This window comes from Mesorhizobium sp. M0938 (assembly GCF_040319125.1).
GTDB lineage: Bacteria > Pseudomonadota > Alphaproteobacteria > Rhizobiales > Rhizobiaceae > Mesorhizobium > Mesorhizobium robiniae.
This window is the reverse complement of sequence record NZ_JAMYNS010000019.1, coordinates 75,547-100,565: the sequence shown is the minus strand read 5'-3', so window position 1 is coordinate 100,565 and position 25,019 is coordinate 75,547. Positions and strand designations below refer to the sequence as shown.

General features: G+C 63.7%; 27 protein-coding genes. 12 read left to right on the top strand and 15 right to left on the bottom strand.

Annotation, left to right across the window (positions count from 1 at the left end; all coding sequences use genetic code 11):
- The first annotated feature begins 125 nt into the window (after window positions 1-125).
- Together NKH73_RS27045 and NKH73_RS27040 are read left to right on the top strand one after the other, a co-directional pair.
- On the top strand, window positions 126-1,073 hold the full coding sequence (locus tag NKH73_RS27045) for an aldo/keto reductase (RefSeq protein WP_352937481.1): 948 nt from the start codon (window positions 126-128) through the stop codon (window positions 1,071-1,073).
- Window positions 1,074-1,218: 145 nt separating this feature from the next.
- Window positions 1,219-1,836 carry a LysE family translocator gene (locus tag NKH73_RS27040; RefSeq protein WP_352937479.1) on the top strand — a complete coding sequence of 206 codons (618 nt, stop codon included), beginning with the start codon at window positions 1,219-1,221 and terminating at the stop codon, window positions 1,834-1,836.
- Window positions 1,837-1,861: 25 nt separating this feature from the next.
- Here NKH73_RS27040 and NKH73_RS27035 read toward each other — a convergent pair whose 3' ends face one another.
- Together NKH73_RS27035 and NKH73_RS27030 are read right to left on the bottom strand one after the other, a co-directional pair.
- On the bottom strand, window positions 1,862-2,656 hold the full coding sequence (locus NKH73_RS27035; RefSeq protein WP_352937477.1) for a lysophospholipid acyltransferase family protein: 795 nt from the start codon (window positions 2,654-2,656) through the stop codon (window positions 1,862-1,864).
- 109 nt (window positions 2,657-2,765) lie between these two features.
- Window positions 2,766-3,677: a LysR family transcriptional regulator gene (locus tag NKH73_RS27030; protein ID WP_352937476.1), complete on the bottom strand. Its 912-nt coding sequence runs from the start codon at window positions 3,675-3,677 to the stop codon at window positions 2,766-2,768.
- 106 nt (window positions 3,678-3,783) lie between these two features.
- On the opposite strand from NKH73_RS27030, the gene NKH73_RS27025 reads away from it, so the two are divergent.
- From NKH73_RS27025 to NKH73_RS27015, 3 genes are all read left to right on the top strand, one after another.
- Window positions 3,784-4,335 carry a carboxymuconolactone decarboxylase family protein gene (locus tag NKH73_RS27025; protein ID WP_352937474.1) on the top strand — a complete coding sequence of 184 codons (552 nt, stop codon included), beginning with the start codon at window positions 3,784-3,786 and terminating at the stop codon, window positions 4,333-4,335.
- A 99-nt stretch (window positions 4,336-4,434) separates the two neighbouring features.
- Window positions 4,435-4,905, top strand: a complete 471-nt coding sequence (locus NKH73_RS27020; RefSeq protein WP_352937472.1) for a nuclear transport factor 2 family protein — start codon at window positions 4,435-4,437, stop codon at window positions 4,903-4,905.
- A 13-nt stretch (window positions 4,906-4,918) separates the two neighbouring features.
- On the top strand, window positions 4,919-5,551 hold the full coding sequence (locus tag NKH73_RS27015; RefSeq protein ID WP_352937470.1) for a pyridoxamine 5'-phosphate oxidase family protein: 633 nt from the start codon (window positions 4,919-4,921) through the stop codon (window positions 5,549-5,551).
- Window positions 5,552-5,575: 24 nt separating this feature from the next.
- On the opposite strand, the gene NKH73_RS27010 is transcribed toward NKH73_RS27015, so the two are convergent.
- The 3 genes from NKH73_RS27010 to ftsE form a co-directional block, all read right to left on the bottom strand.
- Window positions 5,576-6,298 carry a YdcF family protein gene (locus NKH73_RS27010; RefSeq protein WP_352937468.1) on the bottom strand — a complete coding sequence of 241 codons (723 nt, stop codon included), beginning with the start codon at window positions 6,296-6,298 and terminating at the stop codon, window positions 5,576-5,578.
- Window positions 6,299-6,375: 77 nt separating this feature from the next.
- Window positions 6,376-7,365, bottom strand: coding sequence for a cell division protein FtsX (locus NKH73_RS27005; protein ID WP_352937466.1), 990 nt, complete (start codon window positions 7,363-7,365; stop codon window positions 6,376-6,378).
- Window positions 7,358-8,017 carry a cell division ATP-binding protein FtsE gene (gene ftsE / locus NKH73_RS27000; RefSeq protein ID WP_027054078.1) on the bottom strand — a complete coding sequence of 220 codons (660 nt, stop codon included), beginning with the start codon at window positions 8,015-8,017 and terminating at the stop codon, window positions 7,358-7,360. Before ftsE ends, NKH73_RS27005 begins: the two co-directional genes overlap by 8 nt.
- 191 nt (window positions 8,018-8,208) lie before the next feature.
- Here ftsE and NKH73_RS26995 point away from each other — a divergent pair, with 191 nt between their 5' ends.
- The 3 genes from NKH73_RS26995 (at window position 8,209) to NKH73_RS26985 (ending at window position 9,850) form a co-directional block, all read left to right on the top strand.
- Window positions 8,209-8,847: a hypothetical protein gene (locus NKH73_RS26995; protein ID WP_352937465.1), complete on the top strand. Its 639-nt coding sequence runs from the start codon at window positions 8,209-8,211 to the stop codon at window positions 8,845-8,847.
- Between the two features lie 26 nt (window positions 8,848-8,873).
- Window positions 8,874-9,416 carry a hypoxanthine phosphoribosyltransferase gene (hpt, locus tag NKH73_RS26990; RefSeq protein ID WP_128243829.1) on the top strand — a complete coding sequence of 181 codons (543 nt, stop codon included), beginning with the start codon at window positions 8,874-8,876 and terminating at the stop codon, window positions 9,414-9,416.
- Between the two features lie 62 nt (window positions 9,417-9,478).
- A complete protein-coding gene (locus NKH73_RS26985; RefSeq protein ID WP_352937464.1) occupies window positions 9,479-9,850 on the top strand; it encodes a response regulator in 372 nt (123 codons plus the stop codon).
- Window positions 9,851-9,863: 13 nt separating this feature from the next.
- Here NKH73_RS26985 and NKH73_RS26980 read toward each other — a convergent pair whose 3' ends face one another.
- The gene (locus NKH73_RS26980; protein ID WP_352937463.1) at window positions 9,864-10,814 is read right to left on the bottom strand and encodes a DMT family transporter; all 951 of its coding nucleotides are present in this window, start codon (window positions 10,812-10,814) and stop codon (window positions 9,864-9,866) included.
- Between the two features lie 226 nt (window positions 10,815-11,040).
- Here NKH73_RS26980 and NKH73_RS26975 point away from each other — a divergent pair, with 226 nt between their 5' ends.
- Window positions 11,041-11,898, top strand: a complete 858-nt coding sequence (locus NKH73_RS26975) for a LysR family transcriptional regulator (RefSeq protein WP_352937461.1) — start codon at window positions 11,041-11,043, stop codon at window positions 11,896-11,898.
- 44 nt (window positions 11,899-11,942) lie between these two features.
- On the opposite strand, the gene NKH73_RS26970 is transcribed toward NKH73_RS26975, so the two are convergent.
- The 3 genes from NKH73_RS26970 to NKH73_RS26960 all read right to left on the bottom strand — a co-directional run bounded on the left by NKH73_RS26970 (window position 11,943) and on the right by NKH73_RS26960 (window position 16,113).
- Complete coding sequence (locus tag NKH73_RS26970) at window positions 11,943-12,311, bottom strand: glyoxalase superfamily protein (RefSeq protein WP_352937459.1); 369 nt, start codon at window positions 12,309-12,311, stop codon at window positions 11,943-11,945.
- Window positions 12,312-12,350: 39 nt separating this feature from the next.
- A complete protein-coding gene (locus tag NKH73_RS26965; protein WP_352937458.1) occupies window positions 12,351-14,996 on the bottom strand; it encodes a TIGR02302 family protein in 2,646 nt (881 codons plus the stop codon).
- A gap of 175 nt (window positions 14,997-15,171) precedes the next feature.
- Window positions 15,172-16,113 (bottom strand): threonine/serine dehydratase, encoded by a 942-nt coding sequence (locus NKH73_RS26960; protein ID WP_352937457.1) that lies wholly within the window; start codon window positions 16,111-16,113, stop codon window positions 15,172-15,174.
- 50 nt (window positions 16,114-16,163) lie between these two features.
- Between NKH73_RS26960 and NKH73_RS26955 the strand changes: the two genes are divergently transcribed.
- Window positions 16,164-16,466: an ArsR/SmtB family transcription factor gene (locus NKH73_RS26955; protein WP_352937455.1), complete on the top strand. Its 303-nt coding sequence runs from the start codon at window positions 16,164-16,166 to the stop codon at window positions 16,464-16,466.
- A 14-nt stretch (window positions 16,467-16,480) separates the two neighbouring features.
- Here the strand turns inward: NKH73_RS26955 and lysA are convergent, their stop codons facing one another.
- The 3 genes from lysA to argH form a co-directional block, all read right to left on the bottom strand.
- Window positions 16,481-17,749, bottom strand: coding sequence for a diaminopimelate decarboxylase (gene lysA, locus NKH73_RS26950; protein WP_352937453.1), 1,269 nt, complete (start codon window positions 17,747-17,749; stop codon window positions 16,481-16,483).
- Between the two features lie 129 nt (window positions 17,750-17,878).
- A complete protein-coding gene (locus NKH73_RS26945; protein ID WP_352937452.1) occupies window positions 17,879-18,085 on the bottom strand; it encodes a lipoprotein in 207 nt (68 codons plus the stop codon).
- A gap of 69 nt (window positions 18,086-18,154) precedes the next feature.
- The gene (gene argH / locus NKH73_RS26940) at window positions 18,155-19,555 is read right to left on the bottom strand and encodes an argininosuccinate lyase (protein WP_352937450.1); all 1,401 of its coding nucleotides are present in this window, start codon (window positions 19,553-19,555) and stop codon (window positions 18,155-18,157) included.
- Between the two features lie 35 nt (window positions 19,556-19,590).
- Between argH and tlpA the strand changes: the two genes are divergently transcribed.
- Window positions 19,591-20,277 carry a thiol:disulfide interchange protein TlpA gene (gene tlpA / locus NKH73_RS26935; protein WP_352937449.1) on the top strand — a complete coding sequence of 229 codons (687 nt, stop codon included), beginning with the start codon at window positions 19,591-19,593 and terminating at the stop codon, window positions 20,275-20,277.
- Between the two features lie 336 nt (window positions 20,278-20,613).
- On the opposite strand, the gene NKH73_RS26930 is transcribed toward tlpA, so the two are convergent.
- A complete protein-coding gene (locus NKH73_RS26930) occupies window positions 20,614-21,120 on the bottom strand; it encodes a winged helix-turn-helix transcriptional regulator (RefSeq protein WP_352937447.1) in 507 nt (168 codons plus the stop codon).
- On the opposite strand from NKH73_RS26930, the gene NKH73_RS26925 reads away from it, so the two are divergent.
- Window positions 21,095-22,045, top strand: coding sequence for an NmrA/HSCARG family protein (locus NKH73_RS26925; protein ID WP_352937446.1), 951 nt, complete (start codon window positions 21,095-21,097; stop codon window positions 22,043-22,045). The two genes, NKH73_RS26930 and NKH73_RS26925, sit on opposite strands and share 26 nt — an antisense overlap.
- Before the next feature lie 269 nt (window positions 22,046-22,314).
- Here the strand turns inward: NKH73_RS26925 and NKH73_RS26920 are convergent, their stop codons facing one another.
- Window positions 22,315-23,397 carry an ABC transporter ATP-binding protein gene (locus NKH73_RS26920; protein WP_352937445.1) on the bottom strand — a complete coding sequence of 361 codons (1,083 nt, stop codon included), beginning with the start codon at window positions 23,395-23,397 and terminating at the stop codon, window positions 22,315-22,317.
- Entirely contained in the window at window positions 23,394-24,980 is a 1,587-nt protein-coding gene (locus NKH73_RS26915) for an ABC transporter permease (RefSeq protein ID WP_352937522.1), read from the bottom strand. Before NKH73_RS26915 ends, NKH73_RS26920 begins: the two co-directional genes overlap by 4 nt.
- Window positions 24,981-25,019: the final 39 nt, after the last annotated feature.

The window sequence follows — 25,019 nt, the reverse complement described above, 5'->3', positions numbered from 1 at the left end:
GATCGCGCCCTTGTGAAGCGCTGGCCCTTTGGAAAGGACGGCCAGGCCTTTGACCTTGGCGCGGTGAGACCTAGGTTAAGCGAGGGCTTTCGCCCACTCCTTTCCATTTCCCACGGAGATCAGTCTTGCAGAAACGTCGTCTCGGTCAAACCGACCTGTCCATCGCGCCGCTGGTTCTGGGTGGCAATGTCTTCGGCTGGACCGCCGACGAGAAAACCTCGTTCGACCTGCTCGACCGCTTCGTCGGCGCCGGCCTCAACGCCATCGACACCGCCGATTCCTATTCGCGCTGGGTTCCCGGCAACAAGGGCGGCGAGTCCGAAACGATTATCGGCAAATGGATGAAGAGCCGCGGCAACCGCGACAAGGTCGTGGTGGTCACCAAGGTCGGGTCGGATATGGGGCAGGGCAGGAAAGACCTCTCCGCCGCCTATATCGAAAAGGCCATCGATGGGTCGCTGAAGCGGCTGCAGACCGATGTCGTCGATCTCTATCTGTCGCACTGGCCGGACCCGGCCACCCCCTATGAGGAAACGCTCGGCGCCTACGAAAAGCTGCTCGCCAAAGGCAAGGTCCGCCATGTCGGCGCCTCCAATCTCGATGCCGGCCAGTTGCGCGCCGCGCTCGATGTGGCAAGCTTGCGGGGCCTGCCGCGCTACGCGGTGCTGCAACCGGAGTACAATCTCTATGACCGCGCCTCCTTCGATGGACCGCTCCGCGATCTGTGCATGGCCGAGGATATCGGCGTCATCACCTATTTCAGCCTCGCAAAGGGCTTTTTGAGCGGCAAGTACCGCAGCGAAGCCGATCTCGGCAAAAGCGCGCGTGGCGACGACGTGAAAGATTACCTCAATGCTCGCGGCATGCGCATCCTGGCGGCACTCGACGCGGTGTCGGCGCGTCACTCGGCCAAGCAGGCGGACGTGGCGCTCGCCTGGGTGATCGCGCGGCCAGGCGTCACGGCGCCAATCGCCAGCGCCACGACTCTGGACCAGGTCGACAGCCTCGTCCGCGCCGCATCATTGAAGCTCGGTCCGGACGATATCGCCGAGCTCGACAGCGCGAGTGCGTAGACGCTAGCGCGAAGCGGCGGCCTGCTCAAACGGCAGCCAAGGATCGTGCGCGGCCTGCGCCGAGTGCCCGCGCACGATCGTTCAAGACGCCCTGCTCTGCCCTGCCATACCATCGATCGCATCGCGTCGGGATACTGGTATACAGATGGCCGAGCAGGTCTTTTCCCATCCGGAACTATGGCGGCAATTGCTGGCGCTCATCCTGGCATCGGCGGTCGTGATGGGCAGCCCGGGGCCGGCCACGATAAGCGTCACAGCCGTTGGCGCCGCCTTCGGTCTGCACGGTTCGCTTCGCTACGCCTCGGGCATCATTCTTGGTACGGTTGCCGTGCTTTTGGTCGTGGCGACCGGCATCACGGCCATGCTTGCCTCTGTGCCCAAGCTCACACCGCTCCTGGCGGTCGCATCCGCAGCCTACATCCTCTACCTCGCCTTCAAGATAGCAACGGCTCCGCCTTTGGCCGCGCGTACCGGCGGGGCGGCACTTCCCACATTCCGGGGTGGGTTTGTTCTGGCCGTCGCCAACCCCAAAGCCTATGTGGCGATAGCCGCCGTCTTCGCCGGCACGTCTACCACCGATGAGCTCGATGCAGGGCTCAAGCTTGCGGTCCTCGCCTCGATGATCGTCGCCATCCATGCCCTTTGGCTTCTCGCCGGGGCGGCGTTTGCGCGCTTTCTGCGTAAACCGCTGACCTCGCGGATCATCAACCTGACGTTTGCGGCGACGTTGGTTCTGACCACGGCGCTGGCTGTGATTCCCTAGGGATGGTGCCGGTCGGACGGGCGGCTCAGGCCGGGTTATCGGAGGCCAATTCCCTCAGCCGCTTCACCGCCGTCGGCGGCAAGAGCGGCGGGTTAGGCGCACGGGACGCCTCGACAAGCAGCTGGTCGCAGGCGGCTTCCGTTTCGCCGATCAGCCGTTCCATGAACTCCTGCTTGTCTAACCCGGGAGGGATCGGCGGCAGGAAGCGGGCCTTGATCGTGCCGGGATAGCGCAGGAATTTCCGGCGCGGCCAATAGAGGCCGGCGACATGGGCGACCGGCACCACCGGAATGCCGAGCTGCGCATAGATCTCGACGATGCCGTATTTGTAGGCCGGCTCGTCGCCCGGCGCGCGGCGCGTGCCCTCGGGATAGATGATCAGCTGCCGGGGATTGCGCGCCAGCTCTTGTTTGGTCGCGGCGACCACCGCTTTCAGCGCCTTCGAGCGGCTGCCGCGGTCGACCGGGATCATCCGCATTTTCAAAATGTACCAGCCGAAGAACGGGATCCAGGTCAGTTCCCGCTTCAGGATGTAAACAGGGTCATGAAGGAACGGCAGGAAGGCAATCGTGTCCCAGAACGACTGGTGCTTCGGCGCCAGGATGAAGGAGCCCTCGGGCAGATTCTCCTGGCCGGTGATCTCGCTTTTGGTGCCGGCGATCTTGTCGTAGAGCCACATCGAGGTGCGCGACCAGAATTTCGGCACGAACCAGGCGCGGTGGCGCGGCGACAGGAAATAATACGGGGTCCAGAGGACCATCTGGACGATCAGATTGACGTAGAAGATGAGGTTGAACGCCAGCGAGCGGATAAGGAGCATGTGGGAATTGCCCGGTGAGGAAGTGTGCGTTGGTTACACCAAGCGCGGGCAAAAAGGAAACGGTGCGAAGACGGAGATCGAGCCGATTTGATGGGTCGCCGTCCGTTCGTCAAGCCTGCCACGTCGCTTGCGTCAGCCGCTTCTTCAGGCGTGGAGCGGCGAAGTCGAGGAACGCACGCAGTTTCAGGGGCAGAAGACCCTGGCCGGCATGCACGAGGCTGACCGGCCATGGCTGCGGCTCGAACGGCTCAAGCACGGTGCGGAGCGTGCCGGAGCGCACCGCAGCCGTAATCTGGTAGGAGAGCACCCTCGTCATGCCGACGCCGGCAATCGCGGCATCGATCGCCGCTTCCGCCGTGTTGACCCGAAGCCGTGAGCGGATCGGAACAGCGAGTTCGGTCTTGCCGGTGGCAAACGTCCAAGCGGCGGGAACGGTGAGTCCCTCGAAAGTGATGCAGTTGTGTGCCGCGAGGTCTTTCGGGGTTCCCGGCGTGCCGTGCTCGGCCAGATAGGCCGGGCTCGCGCAAACAACGCGCCGGATCGAGCCGATGCGGGTGGCCACCAGGCTCGAGTCGGGAAGCTCACCTATACGGACGGCGAGATCGATATGCTCCTCGGTCAACTGGGTTATCCGGTCTGCGAGCATCAGGCGAATAGCCACGTCGGGGTAGGCGGCGAGGAAGCCGATGACGACCGGCAGCACATGCAGGCGGCCAAAGACGATCGGAGCGGTGACGATCAGTTCGCCCGTCGGGGCGCTGTATTCGCCGGCTGCGATACGCTCGGCCTCGCCGACCTCTTCGAGAATGCGACGGCAGGCGGCGAGATAGGCGTGACCGGCGTCGGTCAGCATCAGCTGCCGTGTCGAACGGTTCAGGAGACGCGTCTTCAGATGCCGCTCCAGGTCGGAGACCTTGCGGCTGACCGTTGCCAGCGGGATGCCGAAACGGCGTCCGGCGGCCGAAAGGCTGCCGGCTTCCACCGCGGCGACGAAAAGCGACATGGCTTCAAGGCGATCCATACTTCTCTCGGAAAATGGAAGGATTGATTGCAAATATGACAGCTACATCCGAAAGATGGAAGGGGCCATGTTTAGCGGCGAAGCTGCTCAACGAGAAGGAATGCCGATGTCCCGTATCCCTACACCCGCGTCCATAGAGGCCGCGCCTGCCGCGTCGCAGCCGATGTTGCATGCCGTCGAGAAGCAACTCGGCGTTGTCCCAAACCTCTTCAGGCTCGTTTCCAATAGCCCGGCTGCGCTTGAAGGTTATCTCGGTCTGTCCGGAGCGCTTGCCAAGGGTCGCCTGCCGGCGCCGACGCGCGAGCGCATCGCCCTGGCGGTCGCCGAGATCAATGGCTGCAGCTACTGCCTTTCCGCCCACACCTATCTCGGCAAGAACCTCGCCAAGCTTGACGATGCCGAGATGGTCGCCAACCGCGCTGGCGGGTCCAACGATCCCAAGGCCGCCGCAGCCGTGCGTTTCGCCGCCAAGGTGGCACGCGACCGCGGCCATATCGGTGACGAGGATCTCAGCGCCGTCAGGCTCGCAGGCTATGACGATGCGCAGATCATCGAGATCGTCCAGCACGTCGCTCTCAATGTCTGGACCAACTATCTCAACGAGGTTGCCAGGACGGAGATCGATTTTCCGGCCGTTTCTGCCCGGAAGGCAGCCTGAGTTCGGTTTTTGGAAAATCCGATGCTCAAACAAAAAGCTAGAGCGGCGATACGGTTTGACTTGAAAGTCCGCCGCTCTAGCCCGTCACAAGGAGTTCCCATGTCTGAAAGCCGCCCGCCGCTCCCGCCATTCACCGCCGAGACCGCCGCACAGAAGGCACGCATGGCGGAGGATGCCTGGAACTCTCGTGATCCGACAAGGGTTGCGCTCGCGTACACAATCGACAGCCGCTGGCGCAATCGGGCCGAGTTCCTGCAAGGGCGCGACGCCATCCAGACCTTCCTCACACGCAAATGGGATCGCGAACGCGACTACCGGCTCATCAAGGAGGTCTGGGCCTTCCGCGACAATCGTATCGCCGTGCGTTTCGCTTATGAATGGCACGACGACAGCGGCTCGTGGTTTCGCAGCTACGGCAACGAGAACTGGGAGTTCGATGAACATGGATTGATGCGCCTGCGCATCGCCAGCATCAACGACCTGCCGGTCCTCGAGGCCGATCGCAAATTTCATTGGCCGCTCGGCCGCCGGCCGGACGATCATCCCTCTCTAACGGAGCTCGGCCTTTGAAGGAGGCTTTTTCATGAATGCTCACGTTTTCACCAGCGATGTCGCCTTCACGCCGACCGTCAAGGCGATCCAGGCCCGCAAAGGTTCACGTGATGCCTATGCCCGCGTCGAGGAGCGCGGCGGCTGGCCAGTTGATATCACGCCCGATCTCGCTGCCTTTATCGAGGCGCAGACCAGCATCTTCCTGTCGACGGCCAATGGTGAGGGCCAGCCCTACATCCAGCATCGCGGCGGGCCGGCCGGTTTCCTCAAGGTGCTCGACGAGCGGACGATCGGCTTCACGGATTTCTCCGGCAACAGGCAATTCATCACCCAGGGCAATCTGGACGACAACCCGCGCGCATTCCTGTTCCTGATCGACTATGCCCATCGGCAGCGCATTAAAATCTGGGGCAGCGCGCGCGTCGTCGAGGGCGACGCCGACCTGATGGCCAAGCTGATGCCGGAAGGCTACAAGGCGCGCCCCGAGCAAATCATCCTGTTCACGGTTTCGGCCTGGGATTCCAACTGCCCGCAGCATATACCGCAGCGTTTCGAAGCGGCCGACGTGGCGGCGGCGCTGGCTGAACGGGACAAGCGTATCGAACGTCTCGAACAGGAAATCTCGCGCCTGCGTGGCGCCTCAACTGCCACCGTCAAGGAATGATGCCGCTGCCGGTTCCAGATCGGCTCAGTTCGGTCCAGCAGCCTCGGCCAGCGCGATGCCGGTTGGCGTCGGCTTGACCGGCACGATGCCGCGCGCCAGCGCCAGCAGATATTTGTTGTATTCGGTAAACAGCACCCGCAGCGCCTTGGGCTTGGTCAGCCAGCCACCATTGCCGAGATTGCTGTTGACCACCGGATAGGGCTCGAGCTTGGCCTTGTGCAGCAGCCGACCCATTTCCAGCAGGCTGCGCGGCATGTGGTAGTTGTTGGTGACCAGGATCACGGTGCCATAGGCGTGGTCTTCCACCCACTTTGCACTTTCCTCGGCATTGCCGATCGTGTCGAGCGCGGCGCGGTCGATGTCGACGCAGCAGGAAAACAATTCCTTGTCGCCGCGGGTCGCGACCTGAAGCTGGCGGCGGCTGGCGGATGGATGCACGCCGCTGATCAGCAGCCGCTCGCCCTTGCCGGACGCAAGCAGGCCCATGGCGGCGTCGAGACGCGAATGGCCGCCGGTCAGCACGATGATGGCATCGGCTTTAGCTGGATTGGCGGGCGTGGCGAGATGGCTGACGGTGTTGGCGAACCAACCGAAGCCGCCGGCAAACAATGTCGCCAGCACGAGCAGAAAGAAAGCGGAGATGCGCAACGCGCCCGCCAATCGGCTGGGCTTGGCGCGCTCGCGGGAACGCGTAATCACCAAGGGCAACTGTCCAGCCATTCCGGTCGAGTCGCGCGCGTCCATCATCTTATCGTTAACCCCGAAATACGGCGTTTAGTAGGTGAAAAAGCACACATTAAGTTACGCTAATTCTCTATCCGTGATCACCCCGCGTCCGGTTGGCGGACATCGATGTCGCTGAGATAGGTGACGACGGTGACATGGGAGGTTGCTGCCGTCAGCGCACCGATCACCAGCACCATGAGGACGACGCCGAAATAGCCCGCCGAACCGATGGCGAAATTGCCGAACAGTGCGGTTGCCTGATCGGCCTGTGGCGTTGCCATGTTGCGCGACGACCACCATGAGAAGACGATGAAGACGAGCACCGCCGCCGCACCCCCGGCGGCTGCGCCCTTCATCCCGGTGACCAGAAAGTGGTGGCGGAATTCGCGCGCGATGAAGCGCGCTTCGGCGCCGACGAAATGCAGCACCTCGATGATGTGGCCGTTACCGGCCATGGCACCGCGCGTTGCGAACACCACGGTCAGCACGGTTGCCGACAGCATCAGCGCCAGCACGGCGATGCCGATCGTCACCGTGGTACGGGCCATGGCCACCAGCCGGTCGACCCAGGTGCGATGGTCGTCAAGTGATGCACTGGGCAGTTTCGGCGTTATTGCGGCGCGCATTGCGGCGAAATCGGGCGGATTGTTCTCGTCTATGGTGACGATGATCAGGCGCGGCACCGGCAAGTCGTCGATGTTGAGGCCCGAACCCAGCCACGGCTCCAGCAGCCGAGCGGTGGCATCGCGGTCGACGATCCTGGCGCCCTTCACGCCAGGAAATTCGCCGGCGATCTGCGAGGCCTGGGCAAGTGCTGCCTCCATGTCGAGGCCGTCTACCGGCTTGATCTGGATCGTCGCCTCGCGTGAGATCTGGTTCTCCCAGACCGAGGCGGTGTCGCGCACCAGCGTCACTGCGCCGAAGGTCAGGCAGGAGAGGAACGTCATGATGGCGATGACCAGGACAAGCGCGCGGCCGGCGATGTTCTGCGCCGGCACGATCGGCGCCATCTTGCGCTGAACGCGCTGCGTCGTCGCGGCCCTCTCGGCGTGTTGGTCTTCGCCATGGTCAAGGGAGAGGTCAGTCATAGATATCCAGCCTTCCGCCGGCCAGGATCATGCGCCGCGCGTCGACCTGCTCCATCAGGCCGAGGTCATGCGTTGCGATCACCACCGCGGTGCCTAGCCGGTTGAGTTCGATGAACAACCGCAACAGGCGGCGCGCCAGCGGCGGATCGACATTGCCGGTCGGCTCGTCGGCAAGCAGGATCTCGGGCTGCTCGATCAGCGCCCTGGCAATCGCGGCGCGCTGCTTCTCGCCGCCCGACAGCACCGGCGGCAGCACATGCATGCGCTCGCCAAGGCCGACCCATTTCAAGAGTTCGGTCACGTCGGTGCGGTAGCTCGTCTCCTCACGTCCGCGCACGCGCAGCGGCAAGGCCACGTTTTCATAGGTCGTCATGTGGTCGAGCAGCCGAAAGTCCTGGAACACCACGCCGATGCGCCGCCTCAGATGCGGCAGCTCCGTGCGCGAGATGCGCGAGCGGTCCTTGCCGAAGATGGTGATCAGCCCGCGCGTCGGCTTGAGCGACATGAACAAAAGCCGCAGCAGCGTCGTCTTGCCGGCGCCCGAAGGGCCGCTCAGGAACTGGAAGGAGCGCTCCGGTATGTGCAAGGAAATGTCGCGGAGGATTTCCGGACCCATGCCATAGCGGAGGCCGACATTTTCGAAGCGGATCACGTTCGACGACCTGAAACTTGCGGCGGCGACGAGCCAGCCTTCTCTGAGAAAAGACCATCGGCCGGCATGGTTAACCGGCAGTTAATTCTGAGGTTTTTTGGGCGCGTCACAAGGGTTCCGATGGGGAAGCGTTAACCATTTCCGTTTACGCAAAAGAAACGAAGAGCGAACAGGTGCTGTAGTGCTGGGCCATGATGGCTGAGGATCGAACCGCGCGCCCGGTTTCCGGCGAAATCATGACCGATATGGCCGCCGCGCCGGAACGCATCATGCGTGATCCAGCCGATGACATCGTCGATGCCGATTACGAGGTGTTGCCGCGCTTCATCGGAAGCATGGACCCACCGCCTTCGCGCGTGATCGCCACGCCATCGATTGAAGGCATGGACATGCTGCGCAAGCCCGAAGCCGCGATGGAACGGCCGTTGATATCGCGCGGCGGGCCGATCTTCTGGATCGCCGGCCTCGGTGCCGCGCTGGCAGCCTTCTGGATCTCGGGCGGGCACGCGCTGGTTCGCCAGGCGCCGCTTCTTCTCGCGGCGCAGGAAACGGGCGCTGCACTCACCATTTCAGGCGTCACGTCGCGTATCGACGCGTCCGGGCCAAAACCTGTCCTGTTCGTCGGTGGCGAGGCCGCCAATGACGGCGCCAGCCCGTCGCAGTTGCCGCCGCTGGAAATCCGGGTCACCGGCAATGACAGGCGCACGACTCGCTATACGCTGGGCACATTCAACCGTTCGCTGGCGCCCGGCGAAAGATTTGGCTTTTCCAGCCGGCTCGACGTGCCTAGAAACGGGGTCAAGACCGTCTCGGTCACCTTCGCCAATTAGGGCGATCATTTCTGGAAAGGCGGCCAATGCCAGTCGTGCGCGGCAAGGATATCGAGGTTCTGTTTTCGGCATCGGCGATTGCCCGCCGCAATCTGGAACTCGCCAAGGAGATCGCCGGGCATGACTATCAGGACCTTTTGGTGATTTCGGTGCTGAAAGGATCGTTCATCTTCGCCGCCGATCTCATCCGCGCCATGCACGATGTCGGCCTGTCGCCCGAGGTCGAGTTCATCTTCATCTCCAGCTATGGCGCCGGCACCACCAGCGGCGAGGTGAGGGTGTTGCGCGACATTGACAACGAGGTCGCCGGCCGCGACGTGCTGTTGATCGACGACATCCTCGAATCCGGCAAGACGCTGTCCTTCACCCGCGACCTGATGCTGTCGCGCGGCGCCAAAAGCTGCGCCATCGCCGTGCTGCTCGACAAGCGCATGCGCCGCCAGACCGCGCTCAATGCCGACTATGTAGGTTTCGACTGCCCCGACTATTTCGTCGTCGGCTACGGCATGGATGTCGCCCACGCCTTTCGCGAATTGCCCTTCGTCGGCGTCGTCAAGGGCGACGCCTAATTTATGTTCGATGCCGTTTGCGGTTCAGAAAAAGTCAACTTTTCCACGCCAAACATTCCGCTATGGCAAAGCTCCTGATCGTCGAGGACGATGAGTCCGTCCGCACCCTCGCCGCCCGCGCGCTCGAACGCGCCGGGCATATGATCGACATCGCCGCCGACGGCGCGCAAGGGCTTGCCCTGATCCGCGCAGCACGTGGCGGCTACGACCTTGTCGTCTCCGATATCCGCATGCCGGAAATGGACGGCATCGAGATGGCCAAGGCGGCGGCGTCGCTTTTCCCGGCGATGAAGATCTTGCTGATGACCGGCTATGCCGACCAGCGCGAGCGCGCCGAGGAGTTGAACGGCATCATTGTGGACGTCGTGCAGAAGCCGTTCACGCTGGCCGAAATCCGCGCGCGCATCGAACAGGCGCTCGCCTGTTTCGCCTGAAACCGGATCGCTGTCAGGCGGGATCGCAGGTCGCCGCGATTGCCGGCGCGCTGCTGCGGCGCCGACTGGCGTTGAGCGCGAACAGACCGGCGCCGATGATGAGGGCGGCGCCGATGACGGTGGTCGACCGCGGCACCTCGGCAAAGAACAGGAAGCCCCACAGTGGTGACCAGATGATCCCGGTGTATTCGAATGTGGCGACGCTGTTGGCGGGCGCCAGCCGGTAGGCCTGCGACAACAGGATCATGCCGGCCGAGGCGACGAAGCCGCAGGCGGCCATCTTCAGGAAATCGATCGGCGTCGGCCAGATCCATGGCCTGACCAGGAATTCGAGGCTCGGATGCGTGGCGTGAGCTATTCCTGCCAGCCAGAACAGTCCGGCGACCGCTGCAGCTCCCAGGAGATAGACGCCGTTTTGATAGAACGCCATGACCGTGGACGATTCGGTGTCGCCGATCTTGCGGGCCATCAACTGCGAAAAGCCGTAGAGCACTGCCGAGGCCAGCGACAGCAGCGCCGCCCAGTCGAACAGCCCGGCACCGGGCCGCAGCATCACCAGCACGCCCAGCATCCCCACCATGACGGTGACCAGCGTCTGCCATGCCACCCGTTCGCCGAGATAAGGGCCGGCAAGCGCCATGATGAACAGCGGTGCCATGAAATAGAGCGCCACCGCGTCGGCAAGCGGCAGGGCGGCAATCGCCAGGTAATAGACCGTGTAGGAGGTGAACAGGATGAAGGCACGCATCGTCAGCATGCGAAACCGCCTCGAAAAGATCGCGCCGAGCCCGACATCGGCATGAACGAGCACGAGAAGAATGGGCAAGGCGACGATCGAGCGGATCGCCATCACTTCGGTCACCGGGTAAGTGCCCGATACGGCCTTGATCAGCGGATCCTGAAGCGAGAACACCAGAACGCCGAGGCAAAGGCTTGCCATGCCGAGGACGATCCGGTTCTGCATGTCGTTCGACGGCTCCTTGCTGTGCGGCCCGAGAACCAGCCTGCGCTCGGGCAAAAAGAACCCGCCACCTTTTCGGGCAGCGGGTACGAGTGAGGACTCTAGATTGGTCCGCGGCCGATTTCGCAGCCGCATATCCAATGGGTGAAGCAACTATCATCCGCCGTTTGACATGTTGCAAACGAATTGGAATGATGCCAGCAATCAGATTTTCTTATGGCGGGAATGCATGAAACCGACGCTCGACAGCGATCTGCTGCGCACCTTCGTCGCGGTTGCCGACACCGGCAATTTCACCAAGGCAGCGGTGCAGGCGGGCCGTACCCAGTCGGCGGTTTCGATGCAGATGAAGAAGCTCGAAGATGTGGTCGGCGACAGCCTGTTCGAGCGCGGCTCGCGTGGCGTGGCGCTGACGCGCCGCGGCGGCGAACTCATCGTTAACGCCCGTCGCATCGTGTCGCTGCTGGACGAGACGGCGGCATCGATGGTCGCGGCGCCGCTTGGCGGGCCGGTGCGCATCGGCATTCCGGAAGAATATGGGCACGCCATCCTGTCGCGAGCGCTCGGCGCCTTTGCCAAGCGCCATCCTCAGGTCGACATCACCGTCCGCTACGCGCATTCCGGTGCGCAGATTGCGGCGCTCGCCGCCGGCGAGCTCGATCTGGCGGTGGTGTTCGAATGGCAGGATCTCTTCGGCGGCGAGGTGCTGATGCATGACCCGACCGTATGGGTGACGTCGGAGCTGCATCACATGCATGAGGAGCGGCCGGTGCCGATCGCGCTCTACAACCGCGCCGGCTGGTGCAAGGATTTCGCGATAAAGTCGCTGGAGCAGCGCGGCCTCACCTATCGTGTCGCCTATACCAGCGATACCAATGGCGGCCTGCGGCTCGCCGTCACCTCCGGGCTGGCGATCGCGCCGATCTCGCGCAGCAACATCCCCGCAGGCTGCAGCGAACTTACGGCCGACGATGGGTTCGGCGACATCGATTCCTCGAACGTGGTGCTGCGGCGCAATCCGAACGCCTCCGGCGAGGCCATCGACGGCATGGAAGAGGCGATCCGTGAGGCGTTCACCAATCGCTAAAGCCTGCGCCGTCCTCGATCGGATAAGATCGGGAAGGGCAGCCGCTATGCGACGTCTTCGTAGAAGGTCAGCCGATTGCCGAACGGATCGCCGACGGTGACCTCCCTTGTCTGCCAAGGCGTCTCTTCCAGCCCCGGCCTGGCAAAACGGTACTTCTTCGCTATCAGTTCGCGGTGCAACGCCGCGATGTCGCCCGCTTCGACGCGGATGTGAGAGCCCGGCGCGCCGTCGCCGTGATGTTCGCTCAGATGCAGCACGCAGCCATCGCGCGAAATTCCAATATAGAGGGGAGTGTTGTCGTCGAAGCGGTGCTCGAACTGAACTTCGAAACCGAGGAAGCCAATATAAAATTCATGCGCCTTGGCGATGTCGAAGATGCGCAGGATCGGGGTGACGGCGCCGAGTTTCACCATGGCGATCTCAATGTTTGATGTTTGAGCGATAGGAGAGCTTTACTTCAGCTCCAGCAGCCGCTCCAGATAGCTGCGCTCGATGTCGGGGCTGAGCGCGTTGCCGAGCCGCTTGCGGATCGCTTCGAGGATCTGGCGGGCGCGCTGCACGTCGATCTCGTCCGGCACCTTCACCGAATCGCCGAAATCGGGACCTTCGGTGGCGCGCGGCCGGCCGAGCGGATCGCGGTCGGCGTTCTGCTGGCGGCCGCCCCGCTCGCCCTCACCCTCGTCGCCCTGCATGGCCTGCAATTGCTTCATCATGTCCTTGGCGCCCTTGCGCAACGCTTCCAGCGCGCGGCCCTGGTGACCGACGGCCTGGTCACCATCACTGTCGCCAAGCGCCTGTTCGGCATTGCCCATGGACTTTCCAGCGTCGCCAAATCCTTCATTGGGCTCGAGGCCCATGCCTTCGAGACCTTTCCTCAGCTGGTCGAGGTCGCCTTGCAGCTTGCCCTGGCCTTCCTGCAACTGCTTCAGCGCGTCGGCGAATTCCTCCGGCGTCATCGGCTTCGGCCGGCCGAGCGGATCGCGGTCTTCACCTGGGCCGGGCTCGCCCTGTTCGCCCATTTGGCCCTGCTCGCCGTTTTCGCCGAGCTGCTCGTCGCGGTTCTGCCCGCGCTGTTGCTGGCCGCGCTGCATCTGGTCCATGCGGAAGGTCTCGTTCATCATCTCCTGCTGGCGCCGCATGATCTCGCCGAGCTTGTCCATCTGCTGGCGCATCTCGCTGTTCTGCTGCCCGCCCTGCTGCTGACGTCCGGCCTGCAGATTGTTCATCATGTCCTGCAGTTGCGAAAGCAATTGCTGCGCGCTGTCGCGATCGCCTGATTTCGCCAGGTTTTCGATCTGGTCCATCATGCGTTCGATGTCGCTCTGGCGCAGTTCCTGGCCGTTCTGCTGCATCTGCGGCGCGTTCGGATTCTGCTGCGCGCGCTGGGCGAATTCCTGCAGGAACTGGTTCATCGCCTCGCGCAGTTCCTTCATCGCCTTGTCGATTTCCTCGTCGCTGGCGCCGTTCTTGATCGCGTCCTGCAGCGCCTGCTGCGCCTGGCGCAACCGCCTCTCGGCCTCGGAAAGGTTGCCTTCCTCGATGCCGAGCGCGATCTCCCAGAGGTAGGCCACCTCATTGCGCAACTGGTCGTCGCTGTCGGCGATCTTCAACCGGGTGCGGGCGCTCATGATGGCGAGGTAGTGCGCCATGTTGTCGAACGTGTCTTCGGGCCTGAGCGTGATGGCGTCCATCAGGTCGAGCACGCGGCTCTTGGCTTTGGCGTCGAGCGCCAGAACGCGGCGCTGCTCGATCACGGCTCTCGCCAGCGGGTTGGAGAAGGGCCGCTCCGGCATTACCAGCGTCTTGGTTTCGCTGGTTGCCGTATGTCCGGCATCGTCGGTGGCGACAAGCGTGAGCTTGATGTTGCCGCCGGCCCAGACATGCTCGGTCAGATCCTTCGTGGTCTTGGCGGCATTCCCCTTGGCGCCGCGGCGCGGCAGCGACAGCGGCATTTCAGGCGGGCCGTAGAGCGGATGCGCATTCGGCGCCGGCGGGTCGGCCAATACGAAATCCGCCTTGGCGGAGGCTGCGCCGTAGTCGTCGTCGATCTGGTAGTTGAGCTCGAACGAGCCATTGGCGGCGCGTTTCGGCTCGCCGACGAAGCGGATCTGCGGCGGCTTGTCCGGGACCACCGCGAAGGTCCAGTTGCCGAGTTCGTCATAGCCCGAGTTGAGCGTCAGCGTGCCGTTGGCCGTGAGCTTTCCGGTGAATTGGCGCACCGTGGAGGGCGTTGCCGCCGCCGGCTTGGCCGCGTCGGCCTGTTGCGCGGTCGGCTCGATGGCTCGGGCGTTGCCGTCGGCATCGGCATAGCTCAGCGTTTCCTCGCCCGAACCGCCGGTGACGCGCAGCGACACATCGCTGCCTTCCGGAACGGTGAAAATGGACGCAGCCTGACTGCCATTGTTGCCAAGGGCTGGATTGGCGGCGGCTGGGTTGGCGAGGGCTGGTGAAGTGAGGAAGACCGGCGGCCTGCCGGTGTAGGCCGGCGGCGTCACCCAGGCATCGATACGCGGCGGGACAGCGTCGCGCGCCCCCTGAGCACTGAACCCGTCTGCTATGCGGCCGCCCGACGGTCCGAAGGAGAAGGCAAAGGCGGCGACCAACAAAAGCGCCGCCACGGCCCGCAGTCCCCACGGGTCGCGCTCCGGCACCCGGGTGCGTGGCAGGTCGCCACCGAGGTCGCCGAGTTTTTCGGCCATGCGCTTCTGGTGCTCGCGCCACAGCGCCTGCGAAAAAATGCTTTCCCTGCCGCTCGGCCGGTCGGTCTGCACCAGCACCGGGCTGTGCAGCAATTGGTTGGCCGCTTCGATGCGCCGGTCGATCTCGGCGCTGGACGGCAACCGGAAGAAACGCAGGGGATAGAGCGCGGCAAGGATGGCAATGCCAAACCCTGCCAGGAGGCCGATGCGCGCCATATCGGGCAGCAGAAGGAAGAGCCCGAGCCACGAGACGCTGAAAAACAAGCTGGCGACGATGACCAACGGAAGCAGCAACGGCCAGCCACGTTCGACCGTCATCGAGACCCGCGTCGCCAGCCGGCTCAGCGCAAGGCGCCCGGCCAGGCCGCGATCGCTGGTGAAGGTGGGTCGTTGCGTCATCGGCCCTTCCTGATTCGGGCGGGGATAACCCGAACCTCACAAATCTATCGCACCGGCCCGAAAATCGGATGCGAAGGACTCAAAGTTTTAGATGCTCGTCGCTCCAAACATATCAAGAAACACGGCGAAGGCGAGGCAGTTCCCTAAAACGTGAACGGGACTGCTCCTATTATCCTTAGAATTTAGCCGGATTGGCGTTTGCACCGCAGACCAGCACGGCGACACGCTCGCCTGCAGCCGGCGCGTAGCGGCCGGACAGGACCGCTGCGAAGGCCGCGGCGCCGCCCGGCTCGGAGATGATTCGCACCCGGTCCCAAAGCGCCGCCTGCGCGGCGACGATCTCGTCGTCGCTGACCAGTATGGAACGCTCGACAAAGGCTTCGGCGATTGGAAACATCATGTCGCCGACGCGCTTCGGCGCCAGCGAATCGGCGGCGATGCCCTCAGTCGGCGCATCGACGGGCTGACCGGCCTCGAAGGCGCGATAGAGCGTCGGCGCGCCTTCGGGCTCGACGGCGATGATCCTGATACGGCCGCCGAACCAGGCGGCGATGCCGCCGATCAGGCCGCCGCCACCGACGGCGACCAGCAGCGTGTCCAGCTCCGGCAGGTCGGCCTCGATCTCGAGACCAAGCGTGCCTTGCCCGACCAGCGTTTCCTCCTGGTTGAAGGCATGGATCTGCAGCGCGCCGGATTTTTCGGCAAAGTCCTCACTGGCAGCCAGTGCCTCGGCATAGCGCGCGCCGCCGACGACCAGATCGGCGCCGTAGCCGCGGATGCGTTCCAGCTTGGCTGGCGGGCTCACTTCGGGAACGAAGATGGTCGCCTTGTGACCGAGCCGCATGGCGGCATAAGCGACAGCGGCGCCATGGTTGCCGCCCGATGCGGCTACGACGCCAGCCTTGGGAACCGGCCGCTCGAGAAGATTGGTGAAAGCGCCGCGTGCCTTGAACGAGCCGGAATGCTGCAGGCATTCGAGCTTCAAGTCGAGGCTAAGAGGCGGTCGGCCGAAATCGGCCATGTCGACGCGCAGCACCGGCGTGTGGCGCACGAAAGGCCGGATGCGCGGCTCCATTGCGGCGATGCGTTCGCGTGTGATCCTATTGCCGTTCAGCATGGCCTGCTCCCAAGGGTTGACATTACTTAGTAACTTAGCAAAATGCCTAAATGCAAGAGGTCGATGTCTTCAAGGCGATCGCCAACGAGCGCAGGCTGCAAATCCTCGACTGGTTAAAGGACCCGCGCGCGCATTTTCCACGCCAAGTGGATGGCGATCTGGTCGAGGACGGCGTCTGCGCGCTGCTGATCGCCGAAAAGCTTGGGATCACCCAGGCGACGCTCAGCGAACATATGCGGGTGCTGACCCAGGCGGGCCTTCTCAGCAGCAAACGCATCAAGCAGTGGACATTCTATCGCCGCGACGAGGACAGGATCGCGCAGACTAGGGCGCTGGTTCAGAACCGGCTGTAGCGTCGCTACAGCCTCTATTCCAGCCAATCAGGCAGGGAATCCAGCCCGATGAGCTCCTCATAAGTCTGGCGCGGACGCACGACATGGAAACGGTCGCCGTCGACGAGCACTTCGGGCACCAGCGGCCTGGTGTTGTAGGTGCCGGCCTGCACCGCACCATAGGCGCCGGCGGTGGCGATAGCGATCAGGTCGCCGGCCTTCAGCCGGGGCAGATCGCGGTCGAGGCCGAGATAATCGCCGGTCTCGCAGACCGGGCCGACCACGTCGACCGTCATGCGCGGTGCGGCGGCCGGCTGCTGCACCACCGGCTTGATGTCATGGAAGGCATCATAAAGTGTCGGCCGGATCAGATCGTTCATCGCGGCGTCGACAACCAGGAAGTTCTTGGCGTCGCCCTCCTTCACGAAGATCACTTGCGAGGCCAGGATGCCGGCATTGCCTGATATCAGCCGGCCTGGCTCGAACATCACTTTCAGTCCGAGCTTGGCGACATGCTTCTTGACGATCTGGGCGTAAGCGTCGGGCAAGGGCGGCGGGCTGTTGTCGACGCGGTAGGGAATACCGAGGCCGCCGCCGAGATCGATATGCTCGATGGCGTGGCCGTCGGCGCGCAGTACGCCGACCAGCTCCACCAGCAGCGCGAAGGCGTCGTCGAAGGGCTGCAGCTCGGTGATCTGGCTGCCTATATGGGTGTCGATGCCGGTGACCTTGATACCCGGCAGTTCGGCTGCGCGGGCATAAACCTGGCGCGCCTTCTGCCAGGGGATGCCGAACTTGTTCTCAGCCTTGCCGGTCGAGATCTTCTTGTGGGTCTTGGCATCGACATCCGGGTTGATGCGCAGCGAGATCGAGGCCACCTTGCCCAATGCCGTGGCACGGGCCGACAGCAGTTCCAGTTCCGGCTCGGATTCGACGTTGAAACACAGAATGCCGGCCGAGAGTGCAAAATCCATTTCGCGCGCGGTCTTGCCGACCCCCGAAAACAGGACCTTGTTGGCCGGAATGCCGGCGGCCAGCGCGCGGCGCAGTTCACCTTCGGAGACCACGTCGGCGCCGGCGCCGAGCTTGGCCAGGATCTTCAGCACGGCCTGGTTGGAATTCGCCTTCATGGCGTAGCAGACCAACGCGTCGAGCCCGGCAAAGGCCTGCGCAAACACGTGGAAATGCCTGGTCAGCGTCGCCGTCGAATAGCAATAGAACGGCGTGCCGACGCTTGCAGCGATATCCGGTATCGCCACGTCCTCGGCATGCAGCACGCCGTCGCGGTAGTCGAAATGGTTCACAAGAGTGGTTCCGGAAGTTGGAGCACGATGAGATCGCGTGATCTCATCGGCTCTAGATCTTGTTTTTCGCGTGATCTTGTCCGAAAAGTCTGCAACTTTTGCTTCGCTGACCTTCGGTTCGGGATCACGCTAGAGCAGCGGGTCGAGGATGAACTTCTTGTCCTCGACCGGTTTTTCCGGCTCCGGCGGCACGGGCTGATTGGCCTTTTGTGCGTCCTTGCGTGCCTGCACGGCCGCCTCATAGGGCGTGTCGAGACCGGACTTCCTGCCGCAGGCCGTTACAGCCGCCACGGCCGCCAGCAGCGTCAGCGTCACCAAAATCCTGCTTGCGGTCATCGATCCATCCGTCCGAAACTTTTGCGTGCTGCCGCTTTTAGCCGAGTTTTCAGCGCATTGCACCCTGGCTCAAGCTTTGGCGAGCCGCTTTTTCCAATAGCGTATCTGCTTGCGCACCTCCGACGGCGCGGTGCCGCCGAAGCTCGTGCGGCTTTTCACCGAGTTCTGCACGGCGAGCACCGAAAAAACGTCAGTCGTGATGCCAGGGTGAATGGATTGCAAGTCTTCCAGCGGCAGCCTGTCGAGCCCGATCTTCTTCCCTTCGGCCAGCGCCACCGCGCGGCCGGTGACATGATGGGCCTCGCGGAACGGCAGGCCGAGAGTACGCACCAGCCAGTCGGCGAGATCGGTCGCAGTCGAATAGCCTGCCCCGGCGGCCTTCTTCATGGCGGCGGCGTTGACCGTCATATCGCGCACCATGCCGGTCATCGCCGCCAGCATCAGGTCGAGCGTCTCGGCGGCGTCGAACACGGATTCTTTATCCTCCTGCATGTCCTTGCCGTAGGTCAGTGGCATGCCCTTCATCACCGTCAGCAGGCCGACCAGATGGCCGGTAACCCGGCCGGTCTTGCCGCGCACCAGCTCGGCGGCATCGGGGTTCTTCTTCTGCGGCATGATCGAGGAGCCGGTGGAGAATGAATCCGACAGCCTGACGAAACCGAATTGCGGCGTCGACCAGATGATGATCTCTTCGGCCAGCCGCGACAGATGCGTCGCGCAGATCGCCGCCAGCCCCAAAAACTCCAGCGCGAAATCGCGGTCCGAAACGCTGTCCAGCGAGTTGCGCATCGGCTCGCGGAAGCCGAGCGCCTTGGCCGTTTGGTGCCGGTCGATCGGAAAGCTGGTGCCGGCAAGGGCGGCAGCACCGAGCGGGCTTTCGTCCATCCGCTCTATGGCGTCGCGAACACGCGATAGATCGCGCGAAAACATCTCGACATAGGCCAGGCAGTGGTGGCCGAAGGTCACCGGCTGCGCCGCCTGCATATGGGTAAAACCCGGCATCACCGTTGCCGCATGCTCCTCGGCCCGCTCCAGGAACGCCGCGATCAGGCCCTTCAGCGCCTCGGCGACGCGAAAGCACTCGTCCTTGACCCATAGCCTGAGGTCGACCGCCACCTGGTCGTTGCGTGAACGGGCGGTATGCAGGCGGCCGGCCGCCGCGCCGATCAGCTCGGCAAGGCGAGCCTCGACATTCATGTGGATGTCTTCCAGCCTGGTCGAGAACTCGAACTTGCCGGCTTCGATCTCTGCCAGGATCGTGTTCAGCCCGTGAGCGATTTTTTCTTGATCGGCCGCCGAAATAATGCCCGTTTGCGCCAGCATCTCGCTATGGGAGATCGAGCCTCTGATATCTTGCGCATAGAGTTTGCGGTCGAACGAGATCGACGCGTTGATCGCTTCCATGATCGCGGCCGGACCCGAGGCAAAACGTCCGCCCCACATCTGGTTGCTGGCCTTCTTGTCGCTCATCGCTATAACCCGTGCTCCGGAGCAGTTTTTAGAAAATGGCAGACGGCAATAAATTTTTCCCGGCCCCGCGCCTCATCCTCGCCGCTTTGGTGGCGGGCGTGCTTGCCGGCGCGGTCGCGGTATATGTCAGCGAGAGCGGTTCTGGCAACAACGCGCCCGCTCAAGTTGCCGTTGGCGACAGCAAGGACGATGTCGCCTGCACTACCAAAGCCGATCGCGCCAAGACGGTCGCGGCGGCTGCTACCGGCCAGGTTGCAGCACTTTTGCCGGCCGATCCGCCGCAATCGCTGAAAAGCCTCGCCTTCAACGATCCTGGCGGCAAGCCGATGACGCTAGCCGACCATGCCGGCAAGACGGTGCTGCTCAATCTATGGGCGACATGGTGCGCGCCCTGCCGCGCCGAAATGCCGGCGCTCGACGCGCTGCAGAAGGAAATGGGCAGCGGCGCCTTCGAGGTTGTCGCGGTCAATGTCGATGCCGGCGACGACACCAAGCCGAAAAAGTTCCTTGAGGAAACCGGCGTCAAGGCGCTCGGCTACTACCGCGATTCGACGATGGCACTGTTCAACGATCTCAAGACGCGCGGCCTGGCGCTAGGCCTGCCGGTGACCATGCTGATCGACGGCGAAGGCTGCCTGATCGCCCATATGAACGGCCCGGCCGAATGGTCGAGCCCCGACGCCAAGCGGCTGATAGAGACGGCACTCGCCAAGTCGGACTAGGCGCCCCTGGGCGCACGGCAATCGCAACGGATTTCGGTCTGCAACGGATTTCGGTCTGGCTACGGTCGACCTCGTCGAAGAGCTGGGCGCTGGCCTGGTCTATGTGGATCTCGATGGGCGTCGTTCTGCGCGGTGACATCGACAGGCGCGCCAATCTCGTCGCGGCATTTTCCGAAAACCCGACCGATGCTCGCCTCGCCTGAACTCGGAACCCGACTGAGGCAAGGCGTGGATGCCACGCCAGAGAGCGCTAACAGAGGACGACCACGAACGCCTGGCGGGGTCACCGCTCACTACCCGTATCCGGGCACTCGGGCGAGATAACATTGGGTTGTCTCATTGCCGAGCCTCATCATAGGCACGCCGGCACTCCGCAATGCTGGGCCAATTGTTCCTAATCCATGACGTGAACCCCTCAAGGGCAGGCAGCATGCCTGCGCCCATTTCCGTCAGCTCATACTCGACGCGCGGTGGCACCTCCGGGAAGTAGTGGCGTGCCAAGAGCCCGTCACGCTCCAGATTCCGGAGGGTGAGCGTCAGCATCCGCTGAGTGATCCCCTCGATGCCGTTCTTGAGGGTCGAAAAACGGAGCCGGTGCCCGGGCACTACTGCAAGGTGCGACATGACGAGAATAGTCCATTTGTCACCAAGCCGGGCGAGAACGTCGTTGGGAGCGCACGGTCTGAAACGAGGGCCTTGCTCGGTTTCAACGTAGGGCCGCCCATGTATCAATCTGTCCAACGTATCATCCTTGTGCCTGAGGTTGAAAGATGTGCCGTCTTCCGGGCCATTTTGCGTAGGTATATATGAGTAACCCTTGTTCAAGCACGAGGGTAATTTCATGTCTGATAGCAAACTGCGGATTCTGGTATTTGGTGCAACCGGTCAGCAGGGCGGGTCTGTCGCTTCTGCACTTCTCAAGGCAGGCTGGCAGGTTCGCGCATTCGTTCGAGATCCTGCCTCCTCGAAGTCGGTGGCCCTTCGCGATGCCGGCGTTGAACTCATGCAGGGGGCTTTCGCCGACGTTGAATCGGTCCGGCGGGCGATGAATGGCGTCAACGGCATCTTCAGCGTCCAACCGAGTTCGGGCCAGGGACCTACGCTTGGACTGACTGATGAGGAGGAGGAGCGCTACGGTATCGCCATCGCCGACCTTGCAGTCGAAAGCGGCATCAAGCACCTTGTCTACACCTCGACCGGAGCAGTCGGGGCTGGGCCGACTGGCATGGGGCACTTCGACAGCAAGGCCCGCATCGAGGACCATATTCGCACCCTGCCGATTACCGCAAGCATCGTTCGACCGGCGGCTTTCATGGAGATGTTGGTGATGCCGGGCTTTGGACTGGACGAGGGTCGCTTCAACTTCTTCGCCAGGCCGGATCAGCAGATGCAACTTTTGGCGGTGGAAGACATCGGCAAGTTCGTCGCTGCGATCTTCGCGGATCCGGTCCGATTTGGTGGCAAGACGCTCGAAATCGCGAGCGATACCGTCACGGGTCGAGATTTGGAAGCCCTGTTCACCGAGGCGGCCGGCCGCCCAATAGCCTATAGTCGTTTTTCCGACGAAGTCCTGGCAGCCAATCCCTTCCTCAGGAAATTAACCGGGCTGCTGGACGAGGGACGCCTTGCGGGAAAGGCAGACCTTGACGCTTTGCGGGAACTCAACCCCGATCTGCAATCCTTCCGCTCCTGGCTCGCAGGAAGCGGACGCAAGGCTTTCAGAGAGGCACTAGGGAAGGCCGGAGCGTGGGACTACGGCCATGCGTGAAAATCTGAGCGGCGGCTTGACCTTGATCCGGCCGCTTCACCTTGCGGCAGACGGTGGAACGGCCGAGCCCCGATCTGCCGCGCCGTTTCGGTCGGGGGAACGCTTGCGGCGACCAGTTTGAGCATAGCGCTCATCTTGAGCCGCTGCCGCAGCGGCAGTTTCCCTTGTACGCGCCGAGGCGATCCGGTCGCGGGTGCGGTCGGAGCGGCGCTCAAAGTGCTCGATCGCGCCGAAGACATGGAAGACCAGTTCGCCGCGCCGCGAACAGCTTAGGCAAACACATGCGCCTTGCCGGAAACAGTCAGTCGGACGATCTCGCCGACGGCAGGCGTGTCCATGCCTGGCTTGCGCAGGATCAACGGTGTGTTGCCGATTGCGGCGGCGTCCGGCGGATCGGGGCTGTTCAAGAGCCGCACCGCGATGGTGCACATCGAGCCGGCGAATTCGGACTCGGTCACCTCGCCGAACAGCATGTCCGGCGTGCCCGACATGCCTTCGCGCGACGTTCGTTTCAACAGCACCTGTTCCGGCCGCAGCATGATGCGGACGATGTCGCGCTGTTCGGTGGTGTCTACGGCGATGCGTCCGAGCGGCGAGCTGGCGAAGCCGCCTGATATCTTTGCCGGCAGGATGATGGCGTCGCCGAGGAATTCGGCGATCATCCTGTCCTTCGGCTTGAGATAGAGTTCGCGCGGCGTGCCGACCTGCGAGAACTTGCCGTCGCGCATCACCGCGACCTGGCTGGCGAAGGACAGAGCCTCGGCCTGGTCGTGCGTGACCAGGATCGTGGTGATGCCGGCGGCTTCCAGAAGCTCGGCCACCGCCTTGCGCATCGAGGCGCGCAGGCCGGTGTCGAGCGCCGAGAACGGCTCGTCGAGCAGCATCAGCCGTGGCTTCATGGCCATGGCGCGGGCCAACGCCACACGCTGCTGCTGGCCGCCGGAGAGCTCGTGCGGCCGCCGTTTCAGGATCGCCTTGTCAAGCCCGACGATATAGGCGAGCTCGACGATGCGCTCGGTGCGCTTGTCCTCGTGGCGTCCCATGCCGAAGCCGATATTGGCGGCGATGCTCAGATGCGGGAACAGCGCGCCGTCCTGTGCCACCAAGCCGATGCCGCGCCGATATGCCGGCACGGCGGCGCCGCCATTGGCCAGCACCTCGCCGTCGAGCACGATGCGGCCCTGGTCCGGCGGTTCGAAGCCGGCGATCAGCCGCAGCAAGGTCGTCTTGCCGCAGCCGGACGGCCCGACGATCGCGGTGCGGCTGCCACTGGCCACGCTGAGATCGACGCCGGCCAGTGCGGCTACCGGGCCGTAGTGCTTGTGCACATCGGTGAGTTCGAGGAAGCTCATCGTCCGGCCATCCGCTTCGACTGGACGTAGAGCAGCCAGGTCAGGGGCAGCGACATCGCCACCATGATGAGGGCGTAAGGTGCCGCCGATGCATAGTCGATCTCGCCGCTGTGGGCCCAGAACGCCATCGCCAGCGTGCGTGTGCCGTTGGGCGCCAGCATCTGCGTGGCGGTCAATTCGTTCATGATGCCGAGCGCCACCAGCGCCATGCCAGCCGCGGCACCCGGCGCCGACAGGCGGATCGTCGTCGACCACAGCGCCTTGAGCGGTGATCGACCGAGGCTGGCGGCGGCGCGTTCGAGTTCGACCGGCGCCTGCGCGATCGACGCCCTGAGGCTGATCAGGGCGCGCGGCAGGAACATCAGCGCATAGGCAATCAGGATCGTGAACAAGGTCTGGTAAAGCGGCAGGGCGATGCGCACGGTGATGGTGACCAGCGCCAGCGCCACGACGACGCCGGGCAGCGAGCCGACGATGTAATTGCAGCCCTCCAGAAGGCGCTGCAGCGGCCCCGGCGCGCGGATCGAAATCCAGGCCATCGGCATGGCGGCGATCGTGGCGAGCAGGGCGCCGGCGAGCGCCAGGAACAGGGTCTGGCCGAGCGCCAGGCCGATCTCGTCGAGGCGCCAGACATCGGCACCGCCGGCCATAAGCCAGCGGCCGATGGTCACGAACGGCACGCCAAGCGCCAGCAGCGCGGTGACGACCGGCAGAGCCAAGCACGGGATCGTGGCGCGGCCGAGCCTTGTGCGTTGCTGCTGGCGCGCGGCGCCCGAGCCGACGCGGGCATAGCGTTCCTCGCCGCGGACGAGCACTTCGATGCCGAGCAGCACGAAGCAGCATGTCACCAGCACCGCAGCCAGCATGTTGGCGGCGGGACCGTTGAAGGTAGACTGGAACTGGTCGACGATCGCCGTGGTGAAGGTGTCGAAGCGGATGAACACATAGAGGCCGTACTCGGCCAGGAGATGCAGGCCGACCAGCAGAGAACCGCCGCAGATGGCGAGCCTGAGCTGTGGCAGAACCACCCGCCTGAACACGCGCCAAGGCCCGAGGCCGACGGCTGCCGCGGCATCTTCGAGAGCAGGATCGAGACGGCGCAAAGCTGCCGCCACCGGCAGATAGAGGAACGGGAAATAGGCGACGACGGAAACCAGAACGCCGGCCCACAGGCCATGCAGTCCCGGCACCAGGGTGATCCAGGCATAGGAGTGCACGAAGGCGGGGATGGCGAGCGGCGCCACCGACAGCCAGGCCCACAGGCGGGCACCGGGGAGATCGCTGCGTTCGGTCAGCCAGGCCAGCGCCACCGACAGCACGATGCAGATCGGCACGGCCAGCGCCACCAAAAGCAGGGTGTTGACCAAGAGTTCGCCGACGCGTGGCCGGAAGACCAGTGCCGATACGGTTTCCCAGCCGGTCTGCACGGCAATCCAGATGATGAAGGCGAGCGGCAGCAGGGAGAAAAGTGAGACCAGGATAGCGGCGAGCGCAATCCAGGATATGGGCCGCCGGCGCGTCCAGTGCCCAGCCACCACACCGGTCGGCAAGCCTGAACGTGCAAGATCGGCCGCAGACTGCATCAGCTCAGGTGCCACGCCGTTGCCGCCCGGTGGTGGAAA